The 19,808-nt window shown below is 63.6% G+C and carries 21 protein-coding genes; 14 read left to right on the top strand and 7 right to left on the bottom strand.

Translation table 11 applies throughout. The annotated features are described in order from the left end of the window. The first annotated feature begins 89 nt into the window (after nt 1-89). Together EYW45_RS17095 and EYW45_RS17090 are read left to right on the top strand one after the other, a co-directional pair. Complete coding sequence (locus EYW45_RS17095; protein ID WP_161136632.1) at nt 90-323, top strand: DUF3820 family protein; 234 nt, start codon at nt 90-92, stop codon at nt 321-323. A gap of 7 nt (nt 324-330) precedes the next feature. Continuing rightward, the gene (locus EYW45_RS17090) at nt 331-1,566 is read left to right on the top strand and encodes a YeeE/YedE family protein (RefSeq protein WP_202444769.1); all 1,236 of its coding nucleotides are present in this window, start codon (nt 331-333) and stop codon (nt 1,564-1,566) included. A 34-nt stretch (nt 1,567-1,600) separates the two neighbouring features. On the opposite strand, the gene EYW45_RS17085 is transcribed toward EYW45_RS17090, so the two are convergent. Continuing rightward, nucleotides 1,601-1,759, bottom strand: coding sequence for a hypothetical protein (locus EYW45_RS17085; protein WP_161136631.1), 159 nt, complete (start codon nt 1,757-1,759; stop codon nt 1,601-1,603). A gap of 239 nt (nt 1,760-1,998) precedes the next feature. Here EYW45_RS17085 and EYW45_RS17080 point away from each other — a divergent pair, with 239 nt between their 5' ends. Then, on the top strand, nt 1,999-2,805 hold the full coding sequence (locus EYW45_RS17080; RefSeq protein WP_161136630.1) for a COG4705 family protein: 807 nt from the start codon (nt 1,999-2,001) through the stop codon (nt 2,803-2,805). 72 nt (nt 2,806-2,877) lie between these two features. Here EYW45_RS17080 and EYW45_RS17075 read toward each other — a convergent pair whose 3' ends face one another. After that, nucleotides 2,878-3,789, bottom strand: coding sequence for a cation diffusion facilitator family transporter (locus EYW45_RS17075; RefSeq protein ID WP_161136629.1), 912 nt, complete (start codon nt 3,787-3,789; stop codon nt 2,878-2,880). A 206-nt stretch (nt 3,790-3,995) separates the two neighbouring features. On the opposite strand from EYW45_RS17075, the gene phnC reads away from it, so the two are divergent. From phnC to phnE, 3 genes are all read left to right on the top strand, one after another. Beyond that, on the top strand, nt 3,996-4,880 hold the full coding sequence (gene phnC, locus EYW45_RS17070) for a phosphonate ABC transporter ATP-binding protein (protein ID WP_161136628.1): 885 nt from the start codon (nt 3,996-3,998) through the stop codon (nt 4,878-4,880). 85 nt (nt 4,881-4,965) lie between these two features. Beyond that, nucleotides 4,966-5,946, top strand: a complete 981-nt coding sequence (gene phnD, locus EYW45_RS17065) for a phosphonate ABC transporter substrate-binding protein (RefSeq protein WP_161136627.1) — start codon at nt 4,966-4,968, stop codon at nt 5,944-5,946. 26 nt (nt 5,947-5,972) lie between these two features. Next, on the top strand, nt 5,973-6,758 hold the full coding sequence (gene phnE, locus EYW45_RS17060; RefSeq protein WP_161136626.1) for a phosphonate ABC transporter, permease protein PhnE: 786 nt from the start codon (nt 5,973-5,975) through the stop codon (nt 6,756-6,758). 19 nt (nt 6,759-6,777) lie between these two features. Here phnE and phnN read toward each other — a convergent pair whose 3' ends face one another. From phnN to phnF, 4 genes are all read right to left on the bottom strand, one after another. Beyond that, nucleotides 6,778-7,410, bottom strand: a complete 633-nt coding sequence (phnN, locus tag EYW45_RS17055) for a phosphonate metabolism protein/1,5-bisphosphokinase (PRPP-forming) PhnN (RefSeq protein ID WP_161136625.1) — start codon at nt 7,408-7,410, stop codon at nt 6,778-6,780. Further along, on the bottom strand, nt 7,407-8,162 hold the full coding sequence (locus tag EYW45_RS17050) for a DUF1045 domain-containing protein (RefSeq protein WP_161136624.1): 756 nt from the start codon (nt 8,160-8,162) through the stop codon (nt 7,407-7,409). Before EYW45_RS17050 ends, phnN begins: the two co-directional genes overlap by 4 nt. Then, on the bottom strand, nt 8,159-9,397 hold the full coding sequence (locus tag EYW45_RS17045) for an alpha-D-ribose 1-methylphosphonate 5-triphosphate diphosphatase (RefSeq protein ID WP_161136623.1): 1,239 nt from the start codon (nt 9,395-9,397) through the stop codon (nt 8,159-8,161). Before EYW45_RS17045 ends, EYW45_RS17050 begins: the two co-directional genes overlap by 4 nt. Nucleotides 9,398-9,524: 127 nt before the next feature. Next, nucleotides 9,525-10,268 carry a phosphonate metabolism transcriptional regulator PhnF gene (gene phnF, locus EYW45_RS17040; RefSeq protein WP_235939099.1) on the bottom strand — a complete coding sequence of 248 codons (744 nt, stop codon included), beginning with the start codon at nt 10,266-10,268 and terminating at the stop codon, nt 9,525-9,527. Nucleotides 10,269-10,494: 226 nt separating this feature from the next. Here phnF and phnG point away from each other — a divergent pair, with 226 nt between their 5' ends. The 8 genes from phnG (at nt 10,495) to EYW45_RS17000 (ending at nt 17,431) form a co-directional block, all read left to right on the top strand. Beyond that, nucleotides 10,495-10,911, top strand: a complete 417-nt coding sequence (gene phnG, locus EYW45_RS17035) for a phosphonate C-P lyase system protein PhnG (RefSeq protein ID WP_407924940.1) — start codon at nt 10,495-10,497, stop codon at nt 10,909-10,911. 1 nt (nt 10,912) lies between these two features. Then, nucleotides 10,913-11,569: a phosphonate C-P lyase system protein PhnH gene (phnH, locus tag EYW45_RS17030; RefSeq protein WP_328703645.1), complete on the top strand. Its 657-nt coding sequence runs from the start codon at nt 10,913-10,915 to the stop codon at nt 11,567-11,569. Beyond that, the gene (locus EYW45_RS17025) at nt 11,570-12,709 is read left to right on the top strand and encodes a carbon-phosphorus lyase complex subunit PhnI (RefSeq protein ID WP_161136621.1); all 1,140 of its coding nucleotides are present in this window, start codon (nt 11,570-11,572) and stop codon (nt 12,707-12,709) included. A gap of 23 nt (nt 12,710-12,732) precedes the next feature. Further along, a complete protein-coding gene (locus EYW45_RS17020; protein ID WP_235939136.1) occupies nt 12,733-13,674 on the top strand; it encodes an alpha-D-ribose 1-methylphosphonate 5-phosphate C-P-lyase PhnJ in 942 nt (313 codons plus the stop codon). Then, nucleotides 13,671-14,450 carry a phosphonate C-P lyase system protein PhnK gene (gene phnK / locus EYW45_RS17015; protein WP_161136620.1) on the top strand — a complete coding sequence of 260 codons (780 nt, stop codon included), beginning with the start codon at nt 13,671-13,673 and terminating at the stop codon, nt 14,448-14,450. The genes EYW45_RS17020 and phnK overlap by 4 nt, the downstream gene beginning before the upstream one ends. 5 nt (nt 14,451-14,455) lie before the next feature. Further along, nucleotides 14,456-15,184 carry a phosphonate C-P lyase system protein PhnL gene (gene phnL, locus EYW45_RS17010; RefSeq protein ID WP_161136619.1) on the top strand — a complete coding sequence of 243 codons (729 nt, stop codon included), beginning with the start codon at nt 14,456-14,458 and terminating at the stop codon, nt 15,182-15,184. A 20-nt stretch (nt 15,185-15,204) separates the two neighbouring features. Next, a complete protein-coding gene (locus EYW45_RS17005; RefSeq protein WP_161136618.1) occupies nt 15,205-16,416 on the top strand; it encodes an alpha-D-ribose 1-methylphosphonate 5-triphosphate diphosphatase in 1,212 nt (403 codons plus the stop codon). Between the two features lie 79 nt (nt 16,417-16,495). Then, entirely contained in the window at nt 16,496-17,431 is a 936-nt protein-coding gene (locus EYW45_RS17000) for a cation diffusion facilitator family transporter (RefSeq protein ID WP_161136617.1), read from the top strand. 125 nt (nt 17,432-17,556) lie between these two features. Here the strand turns inward: EYW45_RS17000 and EYW45_RS16995 are convergent, their stop codons facing one another. After that, nucleotides 17,557-19,791 carry a xanthine dehydrogenase family protein molybdopterin-binding subunit gene (locus EYW45_RS16995; protein ID WP_161136616.1) on the bottom strand — a complete coding sequence of 745 codons (2,235 nt, stop codon included), beginning with the start codon at nt 19,789-19,791 and terminating at the stop codon, nt 17,557-17,559. Nucleotides 19,792-19,808: the final 17 nt, after the last annotated feature.

Below are 19,808 nucleotides of genomic sequence, written 5' to 3'. Positions count from 1 at the left end.
TGCCGGCCCGCCGCGTGATCGCGGTCTCATGCTGGGGACAACGAACGATACCTGTTTAAATATCGGGTTTGCACGTCGACGTCCACGCAATGAACCCTGAAGACCTTCAAAAGCTCGTCACCATGGAAATGCCCTATGGGCGCTACCAGGGCCGACTGATCGCCGACCTGCCGGCCACCTATCTGCACTGGTTTGCCCGCGAAGGGTTTCCGCCGGGCGAGATTGGCCGCTTGTTGGAATTGATGCGCGAGATCGACCACAATGGTCTGAAGCCGCTGTTGAATCCGCTCCGCGACCCGAATCGCCCGCCTTACGAAGCCTGACCCTGCCATGAATACTGCCAGCACCCCCCTTTCTTCCCCGCCCACGGCGTCGCCGCCGAATCCATCGCCCGGCATGCCCGGGTTCGGCGCGCTCGTGCTCCTCATCGTCGGCACCTTATGGTTGGGGATGGCCTACGGCGTACGCCATGGCGCCCTCTTCCTCGTCGGCGGTGCACTCGGCATCTCGCTCTATCACGCCGCCTTCGGGTTTACATCGGCGTGGCGTGTTTTCATCATGGATGGGCGTGGCCGCGGCCTGCGCGTGCAGATGATATTGCTCGCGATTGCGGTCGTGCTGTTTTTTCCGGCGCTGGCCAACGGCGTCTTGTGGGGTCAGGAGGTTCGCGGCCTGGTGGCGCCAGCCGGCGTAGGCGTCATCGTGGGCGCCTTCATGTTCGGCATCGGCATGCAATTGGGCGGCGGCTGCGCCTCGGGTACGTTGTTCACGGCGGGCGGCGGCAATGCCCGCATGCTCGTCACCCTGCTCTTCTTCGTCATCGGCTCCGTGCTCGCCACCGTGCATTTCGACTGGTGGGTGGCGCTGCCGTCATTGCCGCCGCTGTCGTTGGTCTCGTCCGTGGGTCCCGTGTGGGGCATCGCAATTTCGCTGGCATTGTTTGCGGCGATCGCCGCCTTCACCATGGCATGGGAAAAACGGCGTCACGGCAGCCTGGAAACCGCACCGCCTGCTTCGCGGCATGGCGCGTCGCGCCTGCTGCGCGGGCCGTGGCCGCTGGTGCTGGGCGCCGTTGCGCTGGCGGTGTTGAACTTCGCCACCCTCGCCCTGGCCGGGCGCCCGTGGGGCATCACGTCGGCGTTCGCACTATGGGGGGCCAAGGGTGCACTGATGCTGGGGATCGATCCCACGGCATGGGCGTACTGGCAGGCGCCGGCCAATGCCACAGCACTGGCGCAAAGCGTATTCGCCGACGTGACCTCGGTCATGGACTTCGGCATTATTGGCGGTGCGATGCTGGCGGCAGCGCTCGCCGGCAAGTTTGCGCCCAGCCTGGATATCCCGATGCGCTCGGTGCTCGCCGCCGTCGTGGGTGGATTGTTGCTGGGGTATGGCGCGCGCGTGGCCTACGGCTGCAACATCGGCGCGTACTTTTCCGGCATCGCTTCGGGAAGCCTGCACGGATGGGTATGGCTGGTGGCCGCGTTTGCCGGCAACATGGTCGGCGTCAAGCTGCGACCGTTCTTTTTCTTCGAACGCAAGGTTCTATCGCGCGCCGACGGCTGATCGGAGGGGTGGCGGAGTCACCGCCACACGCCGGTCACACCGCGAACGCAAATCCCGAGGTAGCACCGATCGCGACGGCCGATACCGCCAAAGCGACGACGTCGCGCTTGTCATTGCCATGCCGCCAGGCGGCAAATGCGGCGTACACCGAGGCGAGCGCCACCAGCAAAATTCCCAAACCCATGTCGTTCATCGTCTATCCCGAAAGTGAATGCCTTGTCAGGGGATAGACGCATCGGCAATCGGTTTAATCCACGGTCATCAACGATAAATACGCCGCAACGAAAATGATCTACCGCTGCGCCCGACCCTTTCTGCGCCGCGGCAAGCAAGCAGGCTGGCGACGCGCCACAACCGGCGGGCACGGCCATTTCACGTAAATTCGACGACGCGTTGCCTACGATTCGGCAAACGCGTGAGAGGTTAAGGCCCATGGGCGAAGTCATACATGCATTCGGAAGCGAGCCGACTAAAGCCGCCACCAACAAAGCCGCCACAACCAAGGCGAGCAAAGTACCTGAAGTGACCTTGGGGTTCTGGCTGACCAACATTGCCGCCACGGCGCTCGGCGAGACCTGGGGCGATGCGGTATCGGCGGCGTTGGACTTTGGTTTTTTCTCGGCAACCCTGATTCTGGGTGCAGTGTTTGCCGCCGCCGTGACGGCGCAGGTGCGTGCACAGCGCTTCTTGCCCGTGTGGTACTGGCTGGCCTTTGCGGCCACGACCACGGTCGCCACGACCTTGGCGGACGTGGCCGACCGATCTCTTGGCATCGGGTTTACGGGCGGCCTGCTGCTCCTGGCCAGCCTGTTCGGGGCGTCGTTGTGGGCGTGGCGCCGCGCGTTGGGATCGCTGTCGATCTACCGTATCGATACCGCCCGCTCGGAACGCTTCTATTGGACCGCCATCGTGCTGGCGCAGACCCTCGGCATGGCGCTGAGCGACTGGACGATGGAAGTGCCGGGCCTCGATCGTGAGGCCAGCATGATGATGTTTGCCGCGTTGCTGGCTGCGATGGCGGTCGTGTATTTCCGTACCTCGATGTCGCGCACGCTGCTGTTCTGGCTGGCGTTTGTGGCCACGCGTCCGCTAGGGGCCGTAGTGGGTGGACTGCTGGATCACTCGGCACAAGCCGGCGGCATGGCGTTGAGCCGCGGCACCACGATGATGGCCTTGGCGGGCGTCGTCTTGTTGTGCATCGTGCTGTTCAGGCAACGCGCCGCCGACAAGTCGCTATGAGATGCACTGCGGTGCGTTCAGTCGCTTCGCGACAACACACCTCCCACCCCCGCGAGCGCTTGACGATCGGGGTTACGTCCAGCGGCGATTGCTGGTGAAGCTGATCGACAGCCACTCGTCCAGATGCGCGAATTCGCCGAGCTGGGAGGCGATATCGGCGCGGATCGCATCGAAATTGACGACGGTCGCGTCGTAGTCCGCCGGCACCAGCACATTGATGTCGATCATATGCATCCGCCCTTGCTTGGCGACGTACATGTTGTAGTCGATGAAGCGATAACGTGCGCTCGCCTCGGTCATGACCCGCTTGACCAGATCGGTGGCGTCGAGGGGGGCGATCAGGAACACATCCCGCAGCGCCCGGCGGATGATCCGTAACGGCACCGGCGCCAACCCCGCCACCACGATCATCAGGATCAAGGAGTCGGCATACGGCTCCCATTGCGGATAGCCGGCACGGGCGAGAATCTGCGCCGCCCCGAATCCGATGAACAGGCCCAGCGTAATGAAGCCCGACATGAGAAAGCTGTTCATGTCGATCGTGATGAACTCCGATTCCAGCACGCGATTTACACGCCGCTCATAGAAATAAAGTCCGAAGCAGCCGATGCACGTGATCACGGCATATATCAGCGCGCCATCGAACGACACCACGTTGCCGCCCGAGAGCATGCCCTTCAAGCCATTGATGAACGCATACACACAGATGGCGAGCAGGACCGAGCCATTGAACAGCGCGACCAGCGGTTCGAGGTGCCAATAGCCATACTGGAATCGTTTGCTGCCCGATCGCAACAGCAACCGCGACACGACCAGCGCCAGGATCGACATCCCCGCGTCGATCGACGCAAACACCCCATCGAAGATGATCGCCTGTGAACCCGATAGCAACCCGAAGATGATGCCGAGCATGGCGAGCGCCACGGTGCACCAGATCGAGAGGGTCAGAACGCGTTGTTCGGTGGGATGGCGGGCGACTGTCATAGGCAACACAAGTAGTGGAAAACCCTAGGAATGTAACCGATCACGGTGGATTTTGCTAGTGATCGGCGCCGTCACAACCATGACGAAGATGTTTCAAGTCCTTGGCGTATAAGGGTTTTTCGCCAAGAATATGTCGCAGTCAGCCATCTGGCTGTCACATGCGCCGCCCAGAATGCGTCAACTGGACATTTTGAGGACGGCGACCGATGACGCTCGCAATCGAAGTTCGCGGCTTGAGTAAAACCTTTCGCGGATCGCGCAAGGCGCTGGACAACGTCACGTTGAATGTGGCGCCTGGCGAAATGGTGGCGCTGCTCGGCGCTTCGGGATCGGGCAAATCCACGCTGCTGCGTCATATTGCCGGATTCGTGGCAGGCGACACCGGTGCCGGATCGATTCGCGTACATGGCGATGAGATTCAACATCACGGTCGACTCTCGCGCCGCGTGCGCCTGGCCCGCCAGCAGATCGGCTTTGTCTTTCAACAATTCAATCTCGTTGGGCGGTCGTCGTTGATGACCAATGTGCTGACCGGCATGTTGCCCCGGGTGCCGTTGTGGCGCAGTCTGAGCAAATTCTTCCTGCAGCGGGAAATCGACGTCGGGATGGCCGCGCTTGCCCAAGTTGGTATAGACGATTATGCCTTTCAGCGCGCCTCGACACTCTCGGGCGGCCAGCAGCAGCGGGCTGCCATCGCGCGTACCCTGGTGCAAAACGCCCGCATCATTCTCGCCGACGAACCCATTGCGTCGCTCGATCCCGAGTCGTCGCGCCGCGTGATGGATACGCTTGCCGAGATCCAACGCACCCGCCAGGTCACCGTGGTGGTGTCGCTGCATCAAGTGGATGTGGCGTTGAAATATTGCCCCCGCGTGGTGGCACTGCGCCAGGGCCAAGTCGTCTACGACGGACCGTCGACCGAGTTGACCCCGCAGATGCTGCAAGACCTTTACGGCGCGGAGTTGAGCGAGTTGCTGCCGGCCGGGCTGCCCACACGCACCGACCCCCCATTCGCTGAACCCGCGGCACCCACGGTCACGGCCGATCGCCGTCATAACCGATTGCGCCGCCCTGCCCTGCAGACAGCCTAGTCAGCCAGACGTCTCGGCGCGGCCGACGGTCCAGCCCGCCGCTATATCCCTTCTTCCGCCCCACTGCTCGTTTACGGAGTTCGACATGCTTCGCAGAACCTTTTGCGCCCTGATCGCCGCCTCGGCCTTTGCCGCCCCTGCCTATGCGCAGGAAGGTAAAACCATCAACTTCGGCATTATCTCGACCGAGTCGTCATCCAACTTGAAGTCGGGTTGGCAGCCCGTGATCGACGATCTGAGCCGCGTGCTCGGCGTGCCTGTCAAACCGTTCTTCGCGTCCGATTATGCCGGCATCATCGAGGGCATGCGCTTCAACAAGGTTCAGGTGGCCTGGTATGGCAACAAGTCGGCCATCGAGGCGGTTGATCGGGCCAACGGCGAAGTGTTCGCCTCCGTCATCGATAAAGATGGCAATCCGGGCTACTGGTCGGTCCTGATCGTCAACAAAGACAGCGATCTGAAGTCGGTTGACGACGTGATTGCACGCGGCAAGTCGCTCAATTTCGGCGCGGGCGATCCCAATTCGACGTCGGGCACCGCGGTGCCGGGCTATTACCTGTGGGGCGAGCGCCGCGTCGATCCGAAGACGTTGTTCAAGACTTACCGCGCGAGCAATCACGAAACCAATTTGATGTCGGTGATCAATAAGCAGGTCGACGTCGCCGTCAACAACACCGAGGCGCTGGAGCGCTATCGCATCAGTACGGGCAAGGATGCCAACGACAGCGTCCGTGTGCTGTGGAAGTCGCCGTTGATTCCGGCCGATCCGATGGTGTGGCGCAAGGACCTCGATCCGGCGTTGCAGGCAAAGATCCGCGACTTCTTTCTGAATTACGGCAAAGGCCCCAATGCGGCCACCGAGCAGGCCAATCTGAAGGCGCTCACCTATCGCGGGTTCCGCGCGTCGGACAACACGCAGTTGGTGCCGATCCGCCAGATCGATCTGGCGCGTGAGAAGGCCAAGATCGAAGCCGACGGAACGATGAGCACCGAAGACCGGGCCAAGAAGGTCGCCGAGATCGACAACAAGCTGGCCGCGTTGGCGCAGCCCGTGAAGACCAACTGAGAGGCCTGACCGCTATGACTGTTGCCATGGCTGCTGGCACCCCGAACGCGCGCCCACCGCGCATGTCGCTCGCAACGATGCTCGCCTGGGCTACCGTGCTGGCGATCCTGCTGGGATCCTGGAACGGTGCCGATATGCGGCCGTTCGATCTGTGGCGGGATGCCGGCAACATGGCGACCTACGCGGCCGACTTTTTTCCGCCAAATTTCCGCGACTGGCGGATGTACTTGAGCGAAATGCTCATTACGATCCAGATCGCCGTATGGGGGACCTTTCTGGCCGTGGTCGTAGCGGTGCCGATGAGCCTGTTGAGCTCGTCGAATATCGTTCCGGCCTGGGTGTATGTACCCGTACGGCGGTTGATGGATGCCTGCCGTGCCATCAACGAAATCGTCTTCGCCATGTTGTTTATCGTGGCGGTGGGTTTGGGACCTTTTGCTGGCGTGCTGGCATTGTGGATCCATACGACAGGCGTACTGGCGAAGCTGTTTTCCGAAGCCGTCGAAGCCATTGATCCGCGGCCCGTCGAAGGCGTGCGCGCCACCGGCGCCAATGCGCTGGAGGAGATCGTGTACGGCGTGATACCCCAAGTCATGCCGTTGTGGATTTCATATGCCCTTTACCGCTTCGAATCCAACGTCCGTTCGGCCTCGGTGGTCGGCATCGTCGGCGCAGGCGGCATCGGCATGGTGCTATGGGACATCATGCGCAGCTTCCAGTACGCGCAAACGTGCGCGGTGATGATCATTATCGTGGTGTTCGTCACGCTGATCGACATGCTGTCGTCGCGTATCCGCCGCGCGTTTATCTGACGCCAGTCCCGTCGGCGCCCTATGCGCCGCGGGCACCTTGCGCGCCTTGGGCATGGCGCGCAAGGTCGATCAGCGCACCGACCGCACGCCCGGCGGGTCCATTGTTGTCGAGCGTGACCACGCGTAATCCCAGGGGGCAATCGTAGGGTGCCACGGCACGCGCCAGGCGCTGCGCAATCGCTTCGGCCGACTCCCGTGCGCGCGCAGTGAGCCGACGACGAAGCACGTCGGAATCGACGGCGATTTCGACCGCCAGCATGTCGGGATAGCGCACGTAGGCCGCGCCGGCATGGTGGCGCGAGCCATTGATGATGACGGTACTGCCGCGGGCAAGCCAGCCATCGATCTCGGTGCCGATGCCGTATCCCAAGCCATGGCTTTCCCAGCACAGTGCAAAGGCGCCTTGATCGCGCAACCGCGCGAAAGCTTCGGTCGTGAGTTCGATCGACGGTTCGTCTGCCGAAGGCGCGCGGGTAATGAACCGGGTGGCGATCTTCACGCCATCGGCAGGTGAAAGCGATGCGCGCACTCCGCGCAGAATGGTGTCCTTGCCGCTGCCGGACGCGCCCATCAGATACACGAGACGCCCTGCCGAGGCGCGCACGCCGTCGGCGTCAAGGGGCGGCACAGGCACCGGCCCTGGCGCGATCATGCCGCGCGAACGCCAGTCACAGACGGCAGATAACGATTGCCCGCGCCCTCTCGTGTCGTGCCCGCAAAGTCGTATTCCCGCGCCACCACGAAATCCGCATCGGGCTCCGCTTGCACATATACGGCGATCGCCTGCACCGGCACCCTCACGCCGATCAGGGGCGCGGACAGCGCCACCAGCCGTTCATGGGCATCCTCCAGCGCGGCGGCGTCGATATGGCCCGTAAGCGAGATATGAAACGTGAAGGTCTCGAATGCGTAGGGATAGCCCCAGCGCGCCAGCATGGCGAGCTGAGGCGCTGACAGATCCGACGCCAGCCGTCGTGCACGCTCTTGATCGTTGATCGGCGCGCGCCACGCGTCGAGTGCCGCGACCGCATCGCCGGCGAGTGCATTCATCCGCGCCTCGCCCGGCGCATCGGCCTGGATACACCACGCCAGGAAGCCGCGTAACCGCTTCACGGCGAGGCTGATCTCAAAGCGCTCGTGGGTGGCCACGAGCGCGCGCATCGCGCGGTCGATATCGAGCGGTGAAGCGCCGTCGCGCAAGCGAAACGGCGCCTTCAACGTGGCGTGTAGACCATAACGGCGTGGCGCTCGGGTCCATGTGTCGAGCGCGGCAGGTGCGTCGGCAAGGCGGTCCAGTGCCGCGCCGGTGAGCTCGCAACGGCCGAGCCACTGTCGGCCGATCTGACCCCAGGGCTCGGGCGGGCGAAAATAAACGGCGTATCGATAGGCAAGAGGATGGGTCATGCGGGCGTCAACGCGTGCGGGGCCGCAGCGGATGCTGCCGCGATCTCTTGCCCGATGGGCCATGGACGGCTGGCATAGTGCAGGCGGCCATTGACGATGGTTGCGCTCACGCGTGGCATCCCGGGCACACTGTCGTCGACCAGAATCACGTCGGCCAGGCCGCCGGCGATCAACTGCCCGCGATCGCTGAGGCCGGCGGCCTGCGCCGGGTGCGCAGACACCAGCGCCCACGCCTGCGCCAGCGGCAAGACGTGTTGCTGGGCAAGCTGCAGCGCCGCGAGCAATGGCGCCGGATAGTAGTAATCGGAGGTGAGGATGTCGCACAAGCCCGCGCGGATCATGGCCGTGGCGTTGGGTGCGGTGGTATGACTGCGTCCGCGCACCACATTCGGCGCGCCGAACACCGTTACGTCGCCTTGTGCATGCGCGGTCCGCGCGACCGCTTCGGTGAGCGGGAACTCCGCCACATGGCAGCCCAGATCGTGGTGATAATGGCGCATGGCATCATCGGGATCATCGTGAGATGCGATGCGCAGCCCGCTGGCGTGGGCGGCGGCGGTCAGGCGGCGCATGGCATCCGGCACGTGCGCACTGCCCTCCTGAGCGCGACGCACACGGGCTTCGTAGGTGTCGATGTCGCACTCGGCGCGCTCGGCGTACTGCAGCAGTTTGCGAGCGTCGCCCAGGCGGCGAACCATGCTGGGCAGGTGATCGTTGAGCGCCAGAAACCGCACGCGACCGGCGGCTATCCATTCGATGGCGCGGTCCACCCCCGCCAGATGATGGGTTTCGAAGCGCAGGTGCACGTAGTGATGCGCGCCCAGCAGGTGCTCTGCCGCAAGCAAGGCGTCGAACATGCGTTCGGCGTACGCCTCGCCGCGCAGCCCGCCTTCCCACGACAACGTCACGCCATGGAATTCGGTCGTGATGCCGTTGGCCAAAAGTTGCCGGTCGACCTCGTGCAGTGCATTGGCGTAGGGAAACGTCACACCGGGGCGCGGCATCACGGTTCGCTCGAACGCATCGCCGTGCAGATCGACGATACCCGGCAGCACCAGCAGATCGCCGGCGTCGAGGAGGCCTTCGGCAGCACCATCGGGATGCGGTTCGAGCGCCGAAATGTGCGCGCCCGCGAAGCGCAAATGGCCGGCCATCACACCGGTGGGTGTCAAGATACGGTTGCCGCGAAGTCCGGCAAGACGGGGATGGGAATCGACGAGCGAGGATGAGGTCATGACCGAAATCCTAAAAGCGCATTGTGACAACTGGATGTCTAGATGAATCTGCGAGCAGAATGGTCGCCAACCACGAGGCAACTGCGGTACGCATCTGCCGCAATCCCCGTGAGCGTCACGCCATGCTTCAGGTCTCGTCGCTTATGCTGATCTGTACCCAATCGCCAGCGAAGCGCGTGACGCTGTACTGCAACGGTTCGCCTGCTGCATCCACGTTGAGGGCCTCGACCTGCAGAATGGGACGGGTCTTGGGCTGCCCCAGCATCCGCGCCACATCCGCCTCCGGCAACGTGGCGGTAATGCGCGACCACTTGCGGGTGTAGTCGCCGATGCCGTATTGCACATAAGCCTTGGACAGCGATCGCAGCGCCGCCAGTTTTTCGGGCAGGTCGGAGAACCGCGTCTGATCGAAATGGTGCTCGGAGACGTTGATGGTTCTGTCCTCGGCACGGCCGATCAATTGCACCCGCAACAGCGGCGCGGTGCGCGCCAGGCCCAGATGACGCGCGATGTCGGCCGCGCGCAGCACCTGGCTGCCGATCACCTCGACGTGCCCTTCGAGACCTTGGTGACGCAGGTTTTCCGAGAACCGGGTGCGCTTGCCGATCGCGTAATCGATCGCATGCTCCTGCACGAAGGTGCCACGCCCCTGTTCGATGCGCACCAGACCGTCCTGTTCGAGCACGCCCATCGCGCGCCGGATCGTATGGCGGTTGACCGAAAACTTGCTGGCCAGTTCCGATTCCGGCGGCAGGCGTTCGCCGGCACCATAAAGCTTGCTGCGAATGTCGTGCGCCAGCGATTCGCCGATCTGGCGCCATACGGCGATACCCGATCCTCGTTCAACCCTATCCATGTGCTCTGCGATCATGATGTGTCTTCAATGAGGAGATTGTGCCTGATCCCGCCCGGAATCGCGGACGGCGCTGTCATCAAAAATTCACGCTGCGGTGTTGAACTCACCCTTCGGAACGAGCATACTACATCTATTCGTCTAGACGTTTAGAGGCTTTGATATGACCCTGGCATCTCCCGATCCCACCGACCGCGCCGCACCGGCCAACGCACCTGTTGCCGACGATGCGCGCCGCGCCTGGATGCGCGTGCTGGCGCTGGCCAGCCCGCAGGCGCTGAACGATGCGTGCGCCAAACTGGGAGCGCTTCCGCCGTATCAATGGCTGCGCGCGCCGCAGACCGGCATGACCATGGTGCGCGCGCGGGCCGGCGGCACCGGCGAGCAGTTCAACCTCGGTGAAATGACCATGACGCGCTGCGCGCTCACGCTGGACGACGGCACGGTCGGCATGGCGTATGTACAAGGACGCGATGCCCGGCACGCCGAGCAGGCGGCCATGATGGACGGACTTTTGCAATCGCCCGCCTGGCACCGCCGGATCATCGATACCGTGATCGACCCTTTGGACCACGCCCGCCAGACCGCACTTGCGCATCGCTCGCGGGTGGCCGCCCAAACCAAAGTCGACTTCTTCACGCTGGTGCGAGGCGAGAACTGACATGACGATGACCCATCACGCCGACCGCGTTCACATGCACCCTGAAACCCCTGCCCGAACGTCGCGTGCCGGCGTAGCCATTCTCCCGGGGTTCGACGATCCGGTAACGCAGGCGCAGACGACCTTTCGCGCAGCGCTGTCGGCGTTATCGGCGCCCGGCACCGTGCAGAACGCTGCAGCGCCACGCGCCTGGCCCAATGCCTTCTCGCCCGCGATGAGCGCATTGCTGCTGACACTCGCCGATAGCGACACCCCCGTTTGGTTGCCCCCCGGATTATCTGAACAGGCGCTTCAGTATCTGCGCTTTCATTGTGGGTGCCCATTGGTTGCCGACCCTGCGCACTCACGTTTCGTGGTCGTGCCCGCGGGCTACGCCGCACCCGAGCTTGCGGCGTGCGATCCCGGTGATCCCGCCTATCCCGACCGCTCGTCCACGGTGCTGATCGAGGTCGAAGATCTGCAGTCAGGCGCACCGGTATGCCTGACGGGCCCCGGCATTCTGCACACGCGCACTGTTGCCTTTGCTGGCGTGCCCCGCCTTTTCTGGCCGGCTTGGCAGCGCAATCACGATCGATTTCCTTTGGGCGTGGATGTGCTGTTCGTGCACGACACGCAGTTTGCCGCCCTGCCCCGCACCACGCACGCCGAGGAGATCTGAATGTACGTAGCCGTCAAGGGAGGCGAACGCGCCATCCTCAATTCATATGACATGCTCGATGATTATCGACGCGGCGACCCCGCGCTGCCCGAACTTACCTTGCCGCAGATTCAGGCACAGATGCCGCTCGCGGTATCGCGTGTGATGGCCGAAGGTGGCTTGTACGACACTCACCTCGCGGCGCTCGCCATCAAGCAGGCGGCAGGCGATCTGATCGAAGCGGTGTTCCTGCTGCGCGCCTATCGCACCACGCTGTCGCGACTGGGATCTAGCCTCCCGATCGACACCGCCAGAATGCAGCTTCAGCGGCGTATTTCGGCCACCTTCAAGGATGTGCCCGGCGGCCAGATTCTGGGGCCCACCTACGATTACACCCAGCGCCTGCTTGATTTCACGTTGGAGGCCAACCGTCACACGACGCCGCTGGCACCGGCGAACGCACCCTTGCCGGCCGCCATGCCGCGCGTGACCGACATCCTGCAGCACGATGCGCTGCTTCAAGCCGAGACGCCTTTGCCCGGCGATCCCGCGCCCTTTGACCTCACCCGCGAGCCGTTGCGGCTGCCGGCCGGCCGTGACGCGCGCTTGCAAAACCTTGCCCGCGGCGATGAGGGATTCTTGCTTGCCATGGGCTACTCCACGCAACGCGGCTATGGCAACACGCACCCGTTTGCCGCAGAGATCCGCTACGGAAGCGTAGAAGTCGAATTGTTCATAGAAGAGCTCGGCTTTGCCGTCACGGTAGGTGAAGTGGAGGTAACGGAATGCCAGATGGTCAGCCAGTTCGCGGGCAACGCCGATGCAGGTCCGCAATTCACGCGCGGCTATGGTCTGGCCTTCGGCTACGGCGAACGGCGCGCGATGTCGATGTCGTTGGTCGATCGCGCCATGCGGGCATCAGAACTGGGTGAAGCGGGCGATGCGCCTGCCAACGATCAGGAGTTCGTGCTGTATCACACCGATAACGTCGAAGCGTCCGGTTTCGTACAGCATTTGAAATTGCCGCATTACGTCGACTTTCAAGCCAGTCTGGAGCTGCTGCGCCGATTGCGCACCGAACGCGATGCCGACGTCGGTTCTGCTGAAGTCGATGCGCCGATACCTGCCGCCGTCCCCCAAGATCAGGAGTTCACATCGTGACTGCCGCCAACGCGAATCCGGCGATGCCGGTCGAACGCGATCCCCACTACAACTTCGGCTACCTTGACGAGTCCACCAAGCGGATGCTGCGCCGCGCGCTGCTGAAGGCCGTGGCCATTCCGGGCTACCAGGTGCCTTTCGGCAGCCGCGAAATGCCGCTGCCGTATGGCTGGGGCACGGGCGGCATTCAGGTCACTGCCGCCATCATCGGCGCGGCCGACGTGCTGAAGGTCATCGACCAGGGGTCGGACGACACCACCAATGCGGTCAACATCCGGCGCTTCTTCGGCCGCGTGACCGGCGTGGCCACGACCGAGTCGACGCGCGACGCCAGCATCATTCAAACGCGTCACCGCATCCCCGAAACGCCGCTTGCCGAAGGTCAGATCATGGTCTATCAGGTGCCGATCCCCGAGCCGCTGCGATGGCTCGAACCGAGCGAGACCGAAACCCGCACGATGCACGCGCTGGCCGAATACGGCGGCATGCATGTCCGGCTGTATGAAGATATTGCCCAGTACGGCCATATCGCGACCACCTACGACTATCCGGTGATGGTGAACGGGCGCTACATGATGCGGCCCTCGCCCATTCCGAAATTCGACAACCCCAAACTCGATTGCAGCCCAGCGCTGATGCTGTTTGGCGCCGGGCGCGAAAAGCGGGTGTATGCGGTGCCGCCGTATACCTCGGTAAAAAGTCTGGACTTCGAGGATCATCCCTTCACGATCGAAAAGTGGGATGAATGCTGCGATATATGCGGCTCGGAGAACACCTTTCTGGACGAAATCATCCTGGACGATCGCGGCAGCCGGCGATTCGTGTGCTCCGATACCGAATACTGCGCACGCCACGCCGCCGAGAATGAAAGCCCTATGGGGGACGACACCGAAGCGCAGCGCACCGCCGCGCCGCCGATCGGCATCGATGCCGGAGATCCGGCACATGTTGGAGCAGCATCATGAGTGCAACCCAGCCTTTGCTTTCCGTACGCAACTTGACGCACACATGGGATGGCGTGCACGGTTGCCGCGATATCGATTTCGATCTTTTTCCCGGCGAAGTGCTGTGCGTGGTGGGTGAATCCGGCTCGGGTAAAAGCACGTTGCTGCAGGCCGTGTCGTATCAGGTGACGCCCAAACTCGGCAGCGTCTGGTACGACACCCGCGACGCCGGCTTTACCGATCTTGCGCAGTTGACGGCGGCCGAGCGGCGCATGCTTGCCCGCACGGATTGGGGATTCGTGCGCCAGAACGCGCGCGACGGTTTGCGGATGCAGGTGAGCGCCGGCGCCAATATCGCCGAGCGGCTGATGGCGATCGGCGATCGGCATTACGGCGATCTGCGTGCGGTGGCTGGCGAGTGGCTCAGCAAGATGGAAATCGAGGCCGACCGGCTCGACGATACGCCGCAGCAGTTTTCTGGCGGCATGCAGCAACGCCTGCAAATCGCCCGCAATCTGGTGACGCGGCCTCGAATGGTTTTCATGGATGAACCCACCGCCTCGCTGGATGTGTCGGTGCAGGCGCGTCTGCTGGATCTGCTGCGCCAACTCGTAACCGATCTCGATCTGGCGGCCATCGTGGTCACCCACGACCTGGCGGTGGCGCGGTTGCTGGCGCACCGTACGGTGGTCATGCGCGGGGGCTATATCGTCGAGAGTGGGCTGACCGACCAGATCCTCGACGACCCCCAGCACCCTTACACCCAGTTGCTGGTTTCTTCCATTTTGCAGAGTTGAACACGATGCCGCGCACACCCTCGATCCAGGTCCGCGATCTGGAAAAAACCTTTACCCTGCATCATCAAGGCGGGCTCACCCTGCCGGTGCTCGAACGCATATCGTTCGAGGCTGGCCCCGGCGATTGCCTTGTGCTTGCGGGCCCCTCCGGCACGGGCAAAAGCACCCTCCTTCGATGCCTCTACGGCAATTACCTGGCAAGCGCCGGCAGCATCCGCATTCGTCACAACGACCGCTGGACGGCACTCACGAACGCACCCGAGCAGACCATTCTGCGCTTGCGCCGCGAGGCGATCGGTTATGTGAGCCAATTTTTGCGGGTGATCCCGCGCGTGAGCACGCTGGAGGTCGTGGCCGAACCCTTGCGGCAAAACGGGGTGGCGGCACAGGATGCGCGCGACAAGGCCGCCGCCATGCTGTCCCGCTTGAATGTGCCCGAGCGTTTGTGGGGGTTGCCGCCCGCCACGTTTTCAGGCGGTGAGCAGCAGCGGGTGAACATTGCACGCGGCTTGATCGGCGGGCACCCGATCCTGCTGCTGGATGAGCCGACGGCATCGCTGGATGCGGATAACCGCGCCGTGGTGGTCGATCTGATCCGCGACGCCATGGCCGCCGGGCGCTGCCTGATCGGCATCTTTCACGATGAAGCGGTACGTGCAGCAGTGGCCACCCACACGCTGGCGATCTCGCCCATCACCGTTCCCAAGAACGCACCGCAACCCGCGTTCGCCTGAACGCGCGCAAGGAAAGTTTCATGTCTCAGCTCTACATCACCCACGCGCGTATCGTGCTGCCCGATACCGTGCTCGAAGACAGTGCGCTGCTGATCGAAGATGGCGTGATCGCCGCGATCGCACCCACCGTCGCGCCGGCTTGCGACACCCTGAATCTGCAAGGTCAGTGGTTGATGCCCGGCCTGATCGACGTGCATTGCGATGCGATCGAGAAAGAGGCCGAGCCGCGTGCACGCGTGCTGTTTCCTTTCGATTTTGCGTGCGCCCAGGTCGATCGCCGCAACGCGGCAGCCGGCATCACCACACCGTATCACGCCCTCTCCTTCGCCAATAACGAATGGGGCGTGCGCAATAACGCCACTGCGGCGCAAGTCGTACGCGCGATGGCCGCGTACCGGCCGCATGCGCTCGTGGACAACCGCGTGCATTGTCGCTATGAGATTACGGATGCCGACGCACTGCCGGTGCTGCTTGGGTTGATCGAAGAAGGGTTGATCGATCTGGTTTCGGTAATGGATCACTCGCCGGGTCAGGGCCAGTTCAAGACGCTGGATGCCTATCTCGACTACCTCATGGGCAATCACGGCATGACGCGCGACCAAGCGCACGCTGCGGCGCGTGCCAAGCTCGACAATCAGCAAGGCGCGCTCGGCCGCGTCGAACAGTTGATCGAGGCGGCGCGCACCCGGAGCATTCCCACAGCCAGCCACGACGACGACTCGGTTCAACGTATCGCCACGATGCGGGCGCTGGGCGTGTCGATGAGCGAATTCCCGATCACGCTCGATACCGCACGCGCCGCCGTCACCTGCGGGTTGCCGACGATCCTGGGGGCACCTAACGTGCTGCGCGGCGGCAGCCAGAGCGGTTCGATGCGGGCGATCGATGCCATCCGTGCAGGCGTGGCGAGTTGCCTGTGCTCCGACTATCAACCGTCCACGTTGATTGCAGCCGCGTTCGTGGCTGCGGAACAAGCGGCACTTTCCATGTCTCAGGCAATCGCGTTGGTCACTGCAACGCCTGCCGCCGCTTGCGGGCTCAGCGATCGGGGCCGTATCGAGGTGGGACGCCGCGCCGATCTGATCGCGGTGGACCGGGTGAACGGCATGCCGCTGGTGAGCCGCACCTGGACGGCAGGCCGCCTCGTGTTTGCCACGCACTACATGCCTGCGTCCACCATCGCGGCTGCTGCGCCGGCACCGGCGTTGGACCGGGCGGCCTGCGCCGCCTGAAGGGCCAGCGTGTATATTGCCCGCGTAACCTGAACCCGCTTTCATGCGCGGTTCAGCCCCCCGCCCTTACGCTAGGCACATGACTCCCGAATACACCAACCGGCGCCTGCGGCGCATGGCGTCGATGACCTCGCTGGTGGTCGCGTTCTTCCTCGTCGGCGTCAAGGGCTGGGCCTGGCTCGAGACGGGCTCCATCGCCATGCTCACCTCGGCGGCCGACGGCCTGGTCGACGTGGTGGCCTCGCTGGTGACGTTTATCGGGGTGCGATATTCCGAACGGCCGGCCGATCCCGGCCATCGCTTCGGGCATGGCAAAGCCGAGGCCGTTGCGGCGTTCATCCAGGCCTTGTTGCTGGCCGGCGTGGCGCTGGCGCTCGGTGTGGAGTCGGCGAAGCACTTGATCACGCCCGAACCGCTATCGGCCATCGGCCTGGGCATCTGGGTGATCATTCTGAGCAGCATTGCCGCAGCCGGCCTGGTGAGCATGCAAACCTATGTGGTCAAACGTACCGGCTCTACCGCGATCGCCGCCGACCGTGCCCATTACGTGACCGATGTGGCGGTCAATCTGGCGGTGCTGTGCGCGCTGGTGCTTGAACGCACGTTGGGTTGGACGCGAGCCGACGCGACCGGTGCTCTGCTGATCGCGGCCTACATGCTATGGAACGCGCGCGGCATGGCGGTCCAGGCGCTGGATCAGCTCCTGGATCGGGAGCTCGATGTGGATTGCCGCAAGCGCATCAAGGCGGCCATCCTTGCCTGCGACGGTGCCCTGGGCGTGCACGACTTGCGAACCCGCCATGGCGGCGATCGCATGTTTGTGGAATTTCATGTGGAAGTGGCCGGCGATATCTCGGTGCACGACGGTCATGAGATCGGCGACCGTGCCGAGGAAAGCGTGCGCGCCCTGTTTACCGCCGCGGATGTGCTGGCGCACATTGAGCCGGCAGGCATCGACGATAAAAGACTCGACCACGATCTTGTGGCCATGACTGGACCGCTGGGAAGAAAATAACGAATCGGCAGCCCCCACGATCGATGTGCGCTCACGTCGTCGCGGCCGGCCGAGCCCACCCGCTCGCCTGCATCATCTGCCGCCAAGCAGGTTCAGCCGGGCTTTCGGCCCGGCTTGCTTGCCGATCAAGCCGCCCGTGTGGCCGGCACGTCCATCAGCTTCTCCAACGAGATCGGCAAGCTGCGCACGCGTTTGCCGGTAGCGTGATAAACGGCATTCGCCACCGCAGCGGCAAGCCCTGTCATCCCGATCTCGCCAATGCCGCGCGCACCCCATTCGTTCAGATGCAGGTCGGGATAGTCGAGCAAAATCACTTGCGTCTCGGGTTGATCGGCGTGCACCGGCACCATGTACTCGGCGTAGTTGTTATTCACGGGCAAGCCATTGCGCTCATCGAACTCGGCTTGCTCGAAAAGCGCCATGCCCAACCCCATCACGATCGCGCCATCGACCTGATTGCGCGCCGCCGTGGGGTTGATCACACGCCCGACATCGATCGCGCTGACCACGCGCGCCACGCGCAAACGCGAGATGCCCGGATCCCAGCGCACCTCGACGAAATGCACGCCGAAGGATCGAAACGAAAATTCCTTGTTGCCGTTGCCCTCGGTGCGGCCATGCCCCTCAGCGCTTGCGATGCGCTGTTTGGACAGCACCTCGCCGAACGGCACGCTATTCGAGCCGTGCACCAGATTGCCGCCGGTGAGCGTGATGGCGTCAGGCTTGGCATCGGCGAACGGCGTGCCCGGGTTGCCGGCGTAGCCCTTCAATTGCTCGATGGCTTTGCGGGTGGCGTCTGCAATGGCGGGCATGACGCTGGCCGTGGCCCACGAGCCGCCCGACACCGGTGCATCGGGGAACGAGGAGTCGCCGAGTTTGACGTGGATCTTGTCCAACGGCAGCCCGGTGATGCTGGCGACCGTTTGCGCGGCGATCGTGTAGGTGCCCGTGCCGATGTCCTGCACGGCGCAGATCACGGTGGCCGTGCCATCCGCATTGAGACTCACACGTGCCTCGGACGGTGTGCGGAAGGCTTCCCAATTGCAGGCGGCCATACCATAGCCGATCAATTCGGTGCCCTCGCGCATGGACCCCACGCGCGCATCGCGCTTCTCCCAGCCGAACGCCTTCGCGGCTTGATCGTAGGCGTCGTTCAGGTGATTGCTCGACCACGGCTGATCGGTGCTTTCGTCTTTCTGCGAGTAATTGAGCTTGCGGAAGGCCAAGGGATCCTGACCGGCGGCAAGGGCCATTTCGTCGATTGCGGATTCGAGCGCGAAGAGGCCCGGCGCGGCGCCCGGGGCGCGCATCGACGTGGGCGTGCCACGGTTGACCTGAGTGGTATGGTGGCTGACCAGCACATTCGGGCAGCTGTAAAGACTGCTGGTCACGCTGCCGCAGGTTTCCACGTAGCCATCGGTAAACGAGGTGCTGTTGATCGACTCGTGACGAATCGACACCAGCTTGCCGGCAGCATCGGTCGCCAGCCGAATGTGCTGATGCGTCTCGGGCCGGTGGCCCGTGGTGGTGAACATCTGCGCACGCGGTACAACGAGTTGCACCGGCCGGCCGATCTCGCGTGACGCAGCGCTGGCGGCCACCGAGTGCGGCCACATCCAGAGCTTGGCGCCAAAGCCCGAGCCGATATAAGGCGCGCGCACTTCGACCTGATCCGGCGTCAAGCCGAAGACGCGCGCCAGCGTATTGCGATGAACGGTCACGCCCTGGGTGGCTTCATACACGTGCAGGTTGCCCGCTTCCCAATAGGCCACCGTGGCGTGCATTTCCATCGGGTTGTGGGTTTCGACCGGCGTGGTGTACACCGCATCCACGCGGTGGACGGCGCCATCGAACGCCGATTCGGGTTCGCCCCGGCGATGGCCCTTGCCCGAATCTTTCGGGGCGGCGGCCTTCACGCCCTGCGCCAGGGTGGCCACCTGCGACTTGGCCGCGTCATAGCGTACGCGCACCTTGTAGGCGGCCGCACGCGCATTTTCGAACGTGTCGGCCACGACCAGCGCCACGAATTGCCCGGCATACGACACCACGTCGTTTTCGAACGGCAGGCGGCGCTCGTCCACGATGGCGCCGGACAGCGACGTCACTGGCGAGCCCATCGGTTGTGGCACCTTGAACAAAGCCGGGAAGTGATCGTGATGGAAGATGTCGATCACGCCCGGCGATTTGCGCGCGTCGTCCATATCGATGCCGGCGATCTTGCCGCTGGCGACGGTGCTGAACACGCCATAGCCGAAGGTCATGCCCTCGGGATGGTTGTCGGCAGCATATTTGGCGTGGCCGGTCACTTTCTCACGGCCTTCCACGCGGCGGGTTTCAACGCCGATAACGGTGTCATTCATGACGCACTCCTATTGCG

It is taken from the genome of Schauerella aestuarii, from assembly GCF_009866805.1.
Classification (GTDB): domain Bacteria; phylum Pseudomonadota; class Gammaproteobacteria; order Burkholderiales; family Burkholderiaceae_B; genus Schauerella; species Schauerella aestuarii.
Note: the sequence above shows the minus strand (reverse complement) of the source record. Positions and strands in the feature narration are given on the sequence as shown.

Excerpts from the sequence above, each read along its gene's own strand:
- EYW45_RS17000 (WP_161136617.1), top strand. The coding sequence starts at position 16,496 with ATGACTCCCGAATACACCAACCGGCGCCTGCGGCGCATGGCGTCGATG.
- phnK (WP_161136620.1), top strand. The coding sequence starts at position 13,671 with ATGAGTGCAACCCAGCCTTTGCTTTCCGTACGCAACTTGACGCACACA.
- EYW45_RS17045 (WP_161136623.1), bottom strand. The coding sequence starts at position 9,397 with ATGACCTCATCCTCGCTCGTCGATTCCCATCCCCGTCTTGCCGGACTT.
- phnN (WP_161136625.1), bottom strand. The coding sequence starts at position 7,410 with ATGATCGCGCCAGGGCCGGTGCCTGTGCCGCCCCTTGACGCCGACGGC.
- EYW45_RS17095 (WP_161136632.1), top strand. The coding sequence starts at position 90 with ATGAACCCTGAAGACCTTCAAAAGCTCGTCACCATGGAAATGCCCTAT.
- EYW45_RS17025 (WP_161136621.1), top strand. The coding sequence starts at position 11,570 with ATGTACGTAGCCGTCAAGGGAGGCGAACGCGCCATCCTCAATTCATAT.
- phnG (WP_407924940.1), top strand. The coding sequence starts at position 10,495 with ATGCGCGTGCTGGCGCTGGCCAGCCCGCAGGCGCTGAACGATGCGTGC.
- EYW45_RS17050 (WP_161136624.1), bottom strand. The coding sequence starts at position 8,162 with ATGACCCATCCTCTTGCCTATCGATACGCCGTTTATTTTCGCCCGCCC.
- EYW45_RS16995 (WP_161136616.1), bottom strand. The coding sequence starts at position 19,791 with ATGAATGACACCGTTATCGGCGTTGAAACCCGCCGCGTGGAAGGCCGT.
- EYW45_RS17085 (WP_161136631.1), bottom strand. The coding sequence starts at position 1,759 with ATGAACGACATGGGTTTGGGAATTTTGCTGGTGGCGCTCGCCTCGGTG.
- phnF (WP_235939099.1), bottom strand. The coding sequence starts at position 10,268 with ATGATCGCAGAGCACATGGATAGGGTTGAACGAGGATCGGGTATCGCC.
- phnH (WP_328703645.1), top strand. The coding sequence starts at position 10,913 with ATGACGATGACCCATCACGCCGACCGCGTTCACATGCACCCTGAAACC.
- phnE (WP_161136626.1), top strand. The coding sequence starts at position 5,973 with ATGGCTGCTGGCACCCCGAACGCGCGCCCACCGCGCATGTCGCTCGCA.
- EYW45_RS17020 (WP_235939136.1), top strand. The coding sequence starts at position 12,733 with ATGCCGGTCGAACGCGATCCCCACTACAACTTCGGCTACCTTGACGAG.
- EYW45_RS17080 (WP_161136630.1), top strand. The coding sequence starts at position 1,999 with ATGGGCGAAGTCATACATGCATTCGGAAGCGAGCCGACTAAAGCCGCC.
- EYW45_RS17005 (WP_161136618.1), top strand. The coding sequence starts at position 15,205 with ATGTCTCAGCTCTACATCACCCACGCGCGTATCGTGCTGCCCGATACC.
- phnD (WP_161136627.1), top strand. The coding sequence starts at position 4,966 with ATGCTTCGCAGAACCTTTTGCGCCCTGATCGCCGCCTCGGCCTTTGCC.
- EYW45_RS17090 (WP_202444769.1), top strand. The coding sequence starts at position 331 with ATGAATACTGCCAGCACCCCCCTTTCTTCCCCGCCCACGGCGTCGCCG.
- phnL (WP_161136619.1), top strand. The coding sequence starts at position 14,456 with ATGCCGCGCACACCCTCGATCCAGGTCCGCGATCTGGAAAAAACCTTT.
- phnC (WP_161136628.1), top strand. The coding sequence starts at position 3,996 with ATGACGCTCGCAATCGAAGTTCGCGGCTTGAGTAAAACCTTTCGCGGA.
- EYW45_RS17075 (WP_161136629.1), bottom strand. The coding sequence starts at position 3,789 with ATGACAGTCGCCCGCCATCCCACCGAACAACGCGTTCTGACCCTCTCG.